This window comes from Ferdinandcohnia salidurans, assembly GCF_042680725.1.
Lineage (GTDB): Bacteria > Bacillota > Bacilli > Bacillales > Bacillaceae_L > Ferdinandcohnia > Ferdinandcohnia salidurans.
Genome location: NZ_JBHUEK010000029.1, coordinates 1 through 11,685 on the forward strand (window position 1 = coordinate 1; position 11,685 = coordinate 11,685).

Annotated in this window: 12 protein-coding genes; 10 read left to right on the forward strand and 2 right to left on the reverse strand. The window is 34.9% G+C overall.

The features are described from left to right. Positions 1 to 218: 218 nt before the first annotated feature. Together ACFSFW_RS19420 and ACFSFW_RS19425 are read right to left on the reverse strand one after the other, a co-directional pair. Positions 219 to 506: a YxcD family protein gene (locus ACFSFW_RS19420; protein ID WP_388040651.1), complete on the reverse strand. Its 288-nt coding sequence runs from the start codon at positions 504 to 506 to the stop codon at positions 219 to 221. Next, positions 494 to 940: a hypothetical protein gene (locus ACFSFW_RS19425; RefSeq protein WP_099360960.1), complete on the reverse strand. Its 447-nt coding sequence runs from the start codon at positions 938 to 940 to the stop codon at positions 494 to 496. Before ACFSFW_RS19425 ends, ACFSFW_RS19420 begins: the two co-directional genes overlap by 13 nt. 288 nt (positions 941 to 1,228) lie before the next feature. Here ACFSFW_RS19425 and cyoE point away from each other — a divergent pair, with 288 nt between their 5' ends. From cyoE to ACFSFW_RS19475, 10 genes are all read left to right on the forward strand, one after another. Beyond that, positions 1,229 to 2,131, forward strand: a complete 903-nt coding sequence (gene cyoE / locus ACFSFW_RS19430) for a heme o synthase (RefSeq protein ID WP_388040653.1) — start codon at positions 1,229 to 1,231, stop codon at positions 2,129 to 2,131. A 141-nt stretch (positions 2,132 to 2,272) separates the two neighbouring features. After that, positions 2,273 to 3,523: a phytoene desaturase family protein gene (locus ACFSFW_RS19435; protein WP_388040654.1), complete on the forward strand. Its 1,251-nt coding sequence runs from the start codon at positions 2,273 to 2,275 to the stop codon at positions 3,521 to 3,523. 15 nt (positions 3,524 to 3,538) lie between these two features. Next, the gene (locus tag ACFSFW_RS19440; RefSeq protein WP_388040655.1) at positions 3,539 to 4,423 is read left to right on the forward strand and encodes an RNA polymerase sigma-70 factor; all 885 of its coding nucleotides are present in this window, start codon (positions 3,539 to 3,541) and stop codon (positions 4,421 to 4,423) included. Positions 4,424 to 4,448: 25 nt separating this feature from the next. Further along, the gene (locus tag ACFSFW_RS19445; protein WP_388040656.1) at positions 4,449 to 5,054 is read left to right on the forward strand and encodes an SAM-dependent methyltransferase; all 606 of its coding nucleotides are present in this window, start codon (positions 4,449 to 4,451) and stop codon (positions 5,052 to 5,054) included. A 286-nt stretch (positions 5,055 to 5,340) separates the two neighbouring features. Next, positions 5,341 to 7,575: a helix-turn-helix domain-containing protein gene (locus ACFSFW_RS19450; RefSeq protein ID WP_388040658.1), complete on the forward strand. Its 2,235-nt coding sequence runs from the start codon at positions 5,341 to 5,343 to the stop codon at positions 7,573 to 7,575. 174 nt (positions 7,576 to 7,749) lie between these two features. Beyond that, on the forward strand, positions 7,750 to 8,787 hold the full coding sequence (locus ACFSFW_RS19455) for a TRAP transporter substrate-binding protein (RefSeq protein WP_388040659.1): 1,038 nt from the start codon (positions 7,750 to 7,752) through the stop codon (positions 8,785 to 8,787). 97 nt (positions 8,788 to 8,884) lie between these two features. Next, on the forward strand, positions 8,885 to 9,340 hold the full coding sequence (locus tag ACFSFW_RS19460; RefSeq protein ID WP_388040660.1) for a TRAP transporter small permease: 456 nt from the start codon (positions 8,885 to 8,887) through the stop codon (positions 9,338 to 9,340). After that, positions 9,337 to 10,629 carry a TRAP transporter large permease gene (locus tag ACFSFW_RS19465; RefSeq protein ID WP_388040661.1) on the forward strand — a complete coding sequence of 431 codons (1,293 nt, stop codon included), beginning with the start codon at positions 9,337 to 9,339 and terminating at the stop codon, positions 10,627 to 10,629. Before ACFSFW_RS19460 ends, ACFSFW_RS19465 begins: the two co-directional genes overlap by 4 nt. 420 nt (positions 10,630 to 11,049) lie before the next feature. Next, positions 11,050 to 11,199: a hypothetical protein gene (locus ACFSFW_RS19470; protein ID WP_180271122.1), complete on the forward strand. Its 150-nt coding sequence runs from the start codon at positions 11,050 to 11,052 to the stop codon at positions 11,197 to 11,199. Between the two features lie 12 nt (positions 11,200 to 11,211). Beyond that, complete coding sequence (locus ACFSFW_RS19475; protein WP_388040663.1) at positions 11,212 to 11,679, forward strand: cytochrome c oxidase subunit II; 468 nt, start codon at positions 11,212 to 11,214, stop codon at positions 11,677 to 11,679. Positions 11,680 to 11,685 lie beyond the last annotated feature (6 nt).

The window sequence follows — 11,685 nt, forward strand, 5'->3', positions numbered from 1 at the left end:
AATAGAAAAAAATAAAAGGCATTTGGGAATAAGAGGATTCCCAAATGCCTTTTGTCTACACTCTGAGCTCATCCAAATGGATGAGCTTTTTACTCGTTGTCCAGCTCCAGGCACCATCGGCTCGAGGTCACAAGCCAATCGCTTCTGAAGGTAAAAATCACCTTCTGTCAGCGCTCGTCTTGTGCTTGTCGCCGATAGGCGGGCGCCCTGCGCTTTTCTTAGTTGATATGGGCAATAATGCCTTCTTCGTCGTCTAAGACAAGTTTGATTCCGGCATATGGGTCACGCTTAAGAAATTCGCCAAGCCATAAACGTATTGCTTCGATTAAGTTCGCCATAATGAGAACCTGTTTTCGATCGTTTACATATACTTCTGCGGAGAATCCGTAATCGTCGTCATACATCAGTTCCACTTCAACTTCTTCAGGTTTTACTTGCTTTTTTAAGCCGATATAAACACAAACTGCATTTATAATTTCTTGTTCAGAAAGAATTAGCGTTGCCATGGATCAGTCTCGTTTTTCTTTCTATCTTTAATCATGACGAAGATTTTTCGAATGATTACGATCAGAACATAAATCGCAAGAACGTTAATCATTAATCCTAAAAATGAACCAAGCATACCCATTCCACCTAATAGACCTCCGAATAGGAATCCTGCAAGTCCACCAAGCATAAGACCTTTCATTAATCCACCAGACATGAATCCACCTTTAGGAGTGGTAGGAGTAGTAGATTTGTTTGTAACGTTGTTGTCTTGTTTTTTCTGTTGTTGTTGGAAGTTTGATTTATTTGTGTTCCCAATATTATTATTGAATCCTCTTTTACCTGATTTGTATCCTTTTGCTTCAACAGATGTTGGTTGGTCTTGGAAAACAAAGCTCCCAAGCGGGGAAAAAATCAAAGTAAGTGCAACTAATGCTGATAATACCTTTTTCATATAATAGAAATACCTCCATAAGTTAGTTGTTTTATTTATAATAGTATACCTTATTATTCAAACTAATGCGCTTCGTAATACCTCCTCTTATACTTTCTCCCTTATATACGATGAAAACGGGTTTTGGTTTCGCTTTTTAAGAAAAAATAGGATTGGTAAATAATGACTAGGGAAATTCACTATAGAGGTAGGTAAAAAGTAGTTTTCTTATCCTAAGGGCGATAAAAATGGTATAGTATATTTGAAGCATAATGTTCTTCTAATAGAACTGTAGGAGAGAGGATATCCATGCAATCAGAAATTCAAATACAAAAAACATCCCTCATAGCTGATCTTAAATCACTTTTTAAGGCAGGGGTTTTATTAGCCAATGTTCTACCCGTATTTTCAGGATTTTGGTTAGCCATTTACTTTACAGGTGCATCTTTTCAGGACAACCTGGGATTGTTTCTATATACAATGATCGGAAGTACGCTCGTTATGGCGGGGGCTCTCATCATAAATAACTGGTATGATGTTGACATTGATACAGTTATGGATCGAACCAAAAAGCGACCAACTGTAACAGGCCACTTTTCATTGAATTTTGTTCTAGTATTAGGAATTATATGTACTGTTTTAGGATTCATTTTTCTATTTTTCACAACATTCGAGGCTGTCTTTTTTACATTTATTGGTTGGTTTACGTATGTTGTGTTATACACGATGTGGTCAAAGCGCAGATTTACGATTAATACAGTGATTGGAAGTGTTTCTGGCGCCGTTTCTCCTTTAATGGGGTGGGCCGCGGTGGCACCTATCGATCATATCGTTCCAATTATGCTCTTCTTGATCTTGTTTGTTTTTCAAATGCCTCATACGTATGCGATTGCGATGAGAAAGTATGAAGAGTATAAAGCGGCTAAGGTCGCGATGCTCCCAGTCGTTCGTGGATTTGAGGTTACGAAGAAGCATTTTCTGTTTTGGGTCATCTGTTTGTTGCCCATGCCTTTCTTTTTAGGGGAACTTGGAATGGTTTTCGTCGTACTCTCTACATCGCTTAATATTGGTTGGATTATATTGAGTGTCAAAGGATTTACGGTTAAGGATGATATGAAATGGGCTCGCTGGAATTTTCTTTATTCCGTGAATTATATTTTGATCATCTTCCTATTAATGGTCGTTGTTACATTACCGAAATATTTTGGATAGGCTTGGCCCGAACCTCGTTACATTTCATGTAGCGGGGTTTTTTTGTGCCAGAAAAACTTTACAACCAAATTCAAATCTTTTTGTCACAAATTTCACCCCATATTCGTCTTGGTTTTAAAACAATCAGTGGGAGTGGATATTATGCAACTTGATGAAAAAACGTGGGATTGTGTCATTATAGGCGGTGGCATCGCTGGAATAACTGCCTCTATATACTTGGCGCGTGCCGGAAAGTCAGTCCTCGTTTTAGAAAAATCGAATAAACTAGGTGGCAGAGGAAGAACGACGGAAAAAATAGATTCCTATTTAAATCTTGGGCCCCATGCACTATATTCAAAAGGAAAATCGATGGAGGTCTTACGTGAATTGGGTATTAAAATAGAAGGGGGCGTTGTGCCGACAAAAGGAAAGATGATCTATAAAAATAAAATCTATGATATTCCATCCACACCTATTAGTCTATTGACCAGCCCCATCTTAAATTGGAATGCCAAGAAAGAATTGTTCACTTTTTTTCTTGAATATAAGAAAATAGAAACAAATAATATAAATCACTTACCATTACGTCAGTGGTTGCGGCATAAGATAAAGGATGAAGTGGCAAGTCAACTGATATTAATGCTGTCTCGTTTGTCAACATATTCGAACGAACCTGATTTACTAAGTGCAGGTGCAGCACTAAAGCAGCTTCAATTAGGGAATGCTTTTTACCTAAATCATGGCTGGCAAAGTATGATAGATGCTTTAGAAGATAAGGCTACTGGTTTAGGAGTCCATTTTCAAATGAGTAAAAACGTAAAGAAAGTGAATGGTTCAATTCCGCAGTTAACTGTGCATACAAACGAAGAAACCATACGTGCTCGAAATGTATTATCCGCTTCAAGTCCTCATGAAACAGCTAAAATGCTTTCAGAAACAGAAAGAACTCCAGAGACAATAATCCAAGATTGTAAACCAGTACATGCAGCCTGTTTGGACCTCATTCTATCTAGACTACCTAACCCGAAAATTAACTTTGCTCTGGGCGTTGAGGAGCCCTTTTATTATTCGAATCATTCCAAAATAGCAAAGTTAAGCGAGCGAGATTACCAGGTTGTTCATGTGATGAAGTATATAACCTCAACTGAAGATACAGAAGGAGAGTTAGAGAACTTTATGGAAATCGTTCAACCAGGCTGGAAGGAATGCGTAGTGTATAAACGATATCTTCCAAGAATGACTGTTTCCAATCGTTTAGTTGTAGCCAATCAAAAGGAAAGGCAGTCTCCAACAGTTGAACAGATACCTGGAGTTTATCTTGCGGGGGACTGGGTAGGCGATGGAATGCTTGTAGATGCTTCGTTTCAAAGTGCTAGAAAAGCAGCCATGTTAATCCTTGAAAATTTGCATTAAAAGGGGTGGGGCAATATGTTAGATGACCAGTTTTACCAGGAATATAAGCCTCTTTTGTTTTCGATTGCCTATCGAATGACTGGTGCGATAACAGAAGCTGAGGACATTACACATGATGTTCTGCTCGATTTTGGGAAGTTGAATGGAGAGCAAATTGAAAATATAAAAGCATACCTATGCAAAATGGTGACAAATCGCTCTATCGATTACTTGAAATCGGCGAGAAAAAAACGAGAGGTATATATAGGAACATGGTTACCAGAACCATTCATTATCCATGATGTGAATCCAATGCATGAAGTCTTAATGCATGATAGTATTTCATATGCTCTCTTGTGCTTAATGGAACAACTCACGCCTGTTGAACGAGCGGTATTTGTCTTAAGAGAAGCATTTGGCTATGAATATGAGGAAATTGCTTCTATTCTAGAAAAAGAGGTAGCAAACTGCAGAAAAATTTTAAGTAGAGCAAGAAAAAAGATAGATTATAAGGATGATGTAGACCCTTTGCAGGTGAATCAGGAGGAATTGCAGCATTTGGTCCAGTCTTTTCTGGTCGCCGCAACATCCGGAAATACTGAGAGTTTCCTTACCCTACTTGCGAATGATGCAGTCCTATACTCAGATGGTGGGGGCAAGGTGAAGGCTGCTTTAGTACCTATCGAAACAAGAGAACGCGTTGCACAATTTATCTTTGGGCTCCTTCGAAAGTTTGGGCAGGATGATGAACTAAAATTTGAATTAGTCAACGTAAATGGACAAATTGGCATCTTGATTAAACGAGATAACAAACCAGAAAATGTGGTATGCTTTGAAATAGAAAAAAATCAAATCAAACATATCTTTTCCATTCGTAATCCTGAAAAGCTAACATTTGCTTTGAGAGGGATACCATTTTAATCAGATCATGGCAAGGAGACTACCAATGGATGATAAGTATTACGATGCACTTTTACATGTAAAAACAAGTGGAGGACAAAAGGGATTTAGCCCATCCGTTCATTATCACCGTTATGAACCGACACCATATGAAGGGCTCGATGCATTATTTTTGCATTATCAATTGAAGGAAACAGACCGGGTGGTGGATTTCGGATGTGGCAAGGGTAGACTTCTTTTTTATATTCATCACCATTTTGGGGCATCGGTTGTAGGGATTGAGATTGACAAAAGTCTCTATCATGAAGCGGTTGAAAATCGAGTGCGCTATCTAAAAAAGTCAGGTTATCAAAAAGGTGAAATTGAAATTCACCAATGTGCCGCACAGGATTATGAAATCAACTCCCTTGATAATCGTTTTTACTTTTTTAATCCTTTTTCGATTCAGGTTTTTAAACATACATTGTCTAATATCCTTCATTCATATGAACAGAATCCACGAAACATAGAAATCATTCTTTATTATGGATCAACCGAGTATACCTATTTTATTGAAACCAATACACCTTTTCAAATGAAGAAAGAGATCATCATTCCCGGATTGTTTGAGAAAAACACATATGAGCGGTTTTTAGTTTATCAACTCTTATGAAAAAAGCTTCCTATTGGAAGCTTTTTTGTATCTATTTTAAATATAGTGAAATGTTATAGTTTGACTAAGTTGAATGGAGATATAAATTAAGTGCTAGATGGTTTAGAAAAAAATGATATTATAATTGTAATATAAAAAAAGGACTATGCTTTAATAATAGGAATGGGAAGATTGGAGAAAAATGTTGAAGAATTTCAAACACATACTAAGTAAGTGGAAGAATAGGCTTAACAGTCTATTCGTAAGGTATTTCATTATTCATATCGTGATACTAAGTACGATTATTTTGGTTTCAACCATTACTATATATAATCATTCGGTGACAACTATAAAAAGAAATCAACATGACGCAGAAACCAACCTTTTAAATCAATATAAAAATATGCTTTCCTTAACTTTCAAAGAAGTAGAAGAAATAATAGAGCTAACAGCAAAAAACTCGAATACTCAAAACTTTATTTTGGAATCGCTACCAAATGAGGAACAACAAGCCAATATTTATCTTGTAAGACTATTAAATAACTTAAAGAATGTTGCTAATACGAATAAAGTTATCGTTTCGGCCTATGTTTATTCAACTGATAAAAAAATGATTGTCAGTTCTAATCAAAAAAGCTATAGTACGGATAGTTTTTATGATACAGACTGGCTCCAATTCTACAATGATGAATTGGTAGGGACTCATATTATGGAAACACGAAAAATCCAAGATGGATATGGAAATGAGTTTAATGTGTTGACGTTTATTAGAAATCTTCCATATGGATCATCTGATAAGAAAGGTGCAATTGTTATCAACGTAAATGTTGACCGTTTATATAATACAATCGTCGGGCCAAATAACAATTCAAACGGGACTTTTTACGTAATTAACCAAGAAGGTAAAGTTATTTTGCACCCCAAACAAAGGGCATTATATAGAAATATACAGGAACTTAATATCCCTATTTCGACGTTTAGAAATAAATCCGATAATTTTATTGAGAAAACGAAAAAGGGGGACCAATTATTTACATATATAACTTCAATGAATAATAATTGGAAATATGTATATGAGGTTTCTGCAAAAGATTTAAATGGAAGTTTTAGAAATATTAAAATAGTAGTTGTTCTCAATATTATAGTCGCCATGCTATTAAGTTTATTACTAGCGTATATTATCACCAGATATGTTAGTAATCCTTTGCAAAGATTATTAAGTTTAATCCGTAAAAATAGTAATGAAAAGTTTAATCCGAAAAAGTATAGGAATGAATATGAGTATTTAGATAATGTATACAGTAGTATAATGTTTGATAATAAAAATTTACAAACAATTGTATCAGATATTAAACCCTTGATTAAAGAAAAGTTAATTGACACCTTAGTTTCTAATAAAAAGATCACGATTGGTGAAGTTAAGGAAAAACTAACACTATTAAATATAAATTTTGAACATAAATATTTTATTGTGCTAACGTTGCAAATTGATGATTATATTACATTTTACCAAAATCGAAATGAGTTAGAGAGTAGTATTCATAAGGCAAGTCTTACGAAACTAATTGAACAGTTTTTCAACAAGAGATTTGTGTGTATTTGTGGTGAAGTTGAAACTGATAAGCTTGCAGTCATAATTAATTATTCTAATCAAATCTTGTCAAGCCATATTAATGAAAGTATTGTCCCGATGGTACATCAATTGCAGGAAAAGGTAAATGAAGAATACCCATTTACTGTAACGATTGGGATAGGACGTTCATATCCAGAAATCCTAAAGGTTCATAAGTCTTTTAAGGATTCGTTAAATGCACTTAAATATAAATTTTATCAAGGAAAAGATCAAATAATTAATGTAGATGATATTGATGATGCAAAAAATGAATTGTATTACTACAATAGTGATCGAATCAAAATACTAATGAATAATTTAACAATCGCAGATCGTGAAGGCGTCAAGAAAGAATTGGACCTTTTGTTCGATGAGATAACTACGAGTGGTAGGATGCCATACGATTATACAAACCAAATGTTTTTACACTTAGTTAGTTTGGTTATTGAACTAACAATTAATAACAACATAGATATGAATAAGGTGTTTGGTGAAGATTACGATATCTATGATATGTACAGGAGCAAACAAACAATTCATGATATTAAAACATTTTTTCTGGAAATAACAGATGCTATTGCTATAGAAATTTCTAATATGAATAGTGATAAATTACCAAAAACAGTTGAAAGAATCTTAGAGTACGTAAATAACCACTTTCAAAATGACATCTCGTTAAATGATGTTGCCGATTGGATTGGGCTAAGTACTACTTATATTAGCAAAGTCATAAAAGAGACTACTGGCAAAAGTTATTTGGAATATGTAAATAGTAAAAGAATAGAAAGAGCGAAGTTATTGTTAGCAAGTACAAATTTAACAAGTAAAGAAATTGGTTTTAAGGTTGGGTTTAATAATATTCAAACATTCATGAGAGTCTTTAAAAAGTATGAAGGTATAACTCCTGGCCAGTATCGTGAAAAAGTGTAATAAATTTCAAAATTTGTTGCTATTAATCTATATTTTTTATTAACATAATCAGATATTCATGAACAAAAAAGTAATGTGAATGGTTTTTGAAAATTGTTAATTTACACTGAAACCCCTTTCATTTAAAGTTGAAAACGCAAACACATTCATATTACAGAGGGGAGATTTAAAACGATGTTTAAAAACAAATCATTTTTGGTGTTAGTCAGTTTGTTAGCAACAATTCTATTACTTGGTGCTTGTTCAAGTGGTTCCAGCTCGGAAGGAAATTCGAGTGATTCAGAAGAGGGGTCTGGAAAAAAGATTGAACTTAAATTTGCAGAAGTAAATCCAGAAGGGCATCCTATGACAGATGCAGCAGAGAAGTTTGCAGAAATAGTTAAAGAAAAAAGTGATGGTCGAATTACAATAAATGTTTATCCTGCAGGTCAGTTAGGGGATGAAACGGAGAATGTGGAAGGTCTTCAAATGGGATCTGTAGATTTCATGAGAGCAAATGCCAATGTATTAGCATCTTTTGGTCTTGAAAAGATGAATGTTACTTCACTTCCATTCTTATTTAGAGACCGTGAGCATTTATGGAAGGTTTTAGATAGTGATATTGGTACAGAATTAATGAATGATATTAATTCAAGTGATACTGGAGTTAAAGGTGTTTTCTATGTGGAGGAGGGAGCTAGAAACTTCTTCTTCACCGACAAGGTAGTCAAAACACCTGCTGATATGAAAGGGCTTAAAGTACGTGTGCAAGAGAATGAATTAATGGTCGATTTAGTAAATGCTCTGGGTGCTTCTCCAACTCCAATACCTTACAGTGAATTATATAGTGCATTACAAACTGGGATTGTTGAAGGCGCTGAAAACCCACCAGCAGCCTATCTAGCAAATGCATTTTACGAAGTAGCTGATAAGTTAACCATTGATCAGCACATTTTTGCGCCAAACTTTATTTTAGCTTCAAGTAAAGCTTGGGAAAAGTTAAGTGAAGATGATCAAAATCTTTTATTAGAAGCAGGAAAAGAAACACAAGAATATGTAAAAGAAAGATCACAACAGGCTGATGATGAAGCGCTCGCGGAGTTGAAAGAAAAGGGTGTTGAAATCATTGAAGTAGAAGATCAAAAAGTATGGCAAGATGCTGTCCAGCCGTTATATGAGAAGCATGGAGCTGGATATGAGGACTTAATTAAACAAATTATTGCAACAGAATAATAAATAAGAAAATCACTTTGAAAGTGAAGGAATAAGGAATATAACACAATATATTCCTTATTTTTCTTTAATAGTAGGGTTTGGGGTGAGACAAAAGTTGAGTAAACTATTTAATCAATTTAATAGTACGATAGAAAAAGTCTGTAAAATATTATTAGTAGCTATGACATTGGTCGTAACCTATGTTGTTTTTATGCGGTATGTAATGGCAGATACTCCTGTCTGGGGAGAAGAAAGTGTACGACTAATGCTTGTATGGCTGACATTTTTAGGAGCAAGTTTAGGATTAGGAAACGATACACATATAAGATTAAATGCAATTGATAATTTTCTTTCACCTAAAATGTTAAAACTTTTAGACTGGTTTAGTATTATAATTCTTTTCTTGTTTTCTCTCTTTATGATTACTGAAGGATTTAATATGGCGAAATTAGCTATGGGAAGTACAATGCCAGGGCTTAGAATTCCGTCTGCCTGGATATATGGTATATTTCCAGTCGCAGGGGTCCTTAATATTATCCAGTTAATAAATAAAGGGAGGAGTCTATTATGAGTGTAGAGGCAATTGGAGCATTAATCTTAATTGGAAGTTTTTTGCTTCTTATCCTTCTTAGAATACCTATTGCTTTTGCATTGGGATTTTCTTCCGTAATTACAGCAATTTATTTAGGAATTCCCTTAATGCAACTTGTTCAGTCCATTGTTAATGGGGTCAATGTCTTCTCTTTGCTAGCAGTACCCTTTTTTATTTTAGCAGGAGAATTAATGAGCCAAGGTGGTATTTCAGATAGGCTAATTGCTCTAGCGAAAATTTTTGTTGGCCGATTCCGAGGTGGATTAGGACAAGTTAATATATTAACAAGTACATTTTTTGGTGGAATCTCTGGTTCTTCTGCTGCCGATACGGCATCTCTAGGTCCAGTTCTTATTCCGATGATGAAAAAAGAGGGATTTGATACTAGAACTGCTACTTCAATTACAATGGCAAGTTCAGTCCAAGCCATTCTTATACCTCCAAGTCATAATATGATTATTTTTTCGTTAGCTGCAGGAGGAGTTTCAATTGGTGGTCTATTTTTAGCTGGTTTAATACCAGGGATTCTATTAGGCCTTATTTTAATGGTTTATACCTATATTATTGCGGTTAAGAGAAAATATCCTAAGTCTGAATCTCCAGCAGGGCAAACGTTTAAAATCATATCAAGTGCGATATGGGGGCTATTAACGATTGTTATAATTCTGGCAGGAGTTGTCACAGGGGTATTTACTGCAACAGAGTCTGCAGCAATTGCAACTGTTTGGGCATTCATTGTAACCTTCTTTATTTATCGGGATATCCCATTAAAACAATTTGGAGCAATTCTTAGAAAAGCTTTACAAACAATTTCGATGGTTATGATACTAATTGCAACGTCTAATGCTTTCGGTTGGTTATTAACTTATGTAAGGATTCCGAAGCTTGTATCTGAAGCTATTCTAGGAGCCACTGAAAGCAAGGTAGCTATTATGCTATTAATTTTGTTTATACTTTTATTACTAGGTATGATTATGGATATGGCAGCGATTATTTTGATTGCAACACCAATATTTCTTCCAATTGCAACTTCGATTGGAGTAGATCCTATTCATTTCGGAATCATTATGATGCTTACGTTGGGACTTGGATTAGTAACACCGCCGGTAGGGGTTACGCTATTTATCGGTAGCGCTATTTCGGGGGAAAAAATAGGGGCTTTATCTAAAAATATGATTCCTTTCTATATATTGTTCTTATTAGCAATACTTATTGTGACTTTCATCCCGCAAGTATCACTGTTTTTACCGGATTTGTTGATGAAATAATAACGATATTATTTGTGCAGCTTGAATATGGTTAATACCAATATAAAAATATTTCTAGATTTTCTTAAAAGGCTGGTTTCTTAATTGAAACCAGCCTTTTTATGAAATATTTTTTTTGAGGTTCACTTACTTATGTATAAGGTACTTGTATTTTTAATGTTTTGAAGTGGGGTTAGTTCACCAATTTGTCATTTTTGAATTTCTTGGAAGGGTACAAGGAAGAAACCGTCTACAAAATGCCGAATTAGAGCGGTTTTATTGAGTTTTATTAGTATGTCGAGGGGCGAGAAATAGCATTTTTTCTCGTCTTTTTTTCATGAGTGTATTAAAAATTACACTTGATGTGTGATTCAGTTCACAACATTGAGAACCGTTCCTAATTATGATGTAAGTAAGAAGAACATAAGGAGGTTGAGTTGGATGGGAGCTTCAAAAGTTAACCGAAATAAAAACACAAACGGGGGAAATTCGGAACGATTAGTTGGAACCTGGATTTCAGTTGGTGTTGTTGGAGCAGTCATTCTTGCTACGTATCTATTACTATTCGGCCTATTTATGGCTAGATTCTAGGAGGGGAAAAAAATGAAGATGCATCGTGATGAAAAAATATGGCTTACCATTAGTTTCGGCCTTATCATTGGATTCATGCTTATAACAGGATATCAAACATTTGCATTAGAAATGGGACCACCAAGCAATATGGAAACAATCGATCCTCAGAAAGTTGATGAAACAGCTCCATTCGATAAACCAGGTGTTTATCAAATCGGAGAAAATGAATATGAAGTAGTTATGACGTTACAAATATTTAGTTTTACCCCAGCAAAAATCGAAGTACCTGCGGGTGCAAAGGTTCACTTTATCATGACATCTAAAGACGTTGTTCACGGATTCCAAGTTGCAGGTACAAACTTAAACGCAATGGTAATGCCAGGACATATTCAAAGAATCACTCAAACGTTCGATGAGCCTGGTGAGTATTTAATTCTATGTAATGAATATTGTGGTTCTGGTCACCAATTAATGTCTACAACAATTACGGTTAAATAAAGGAGG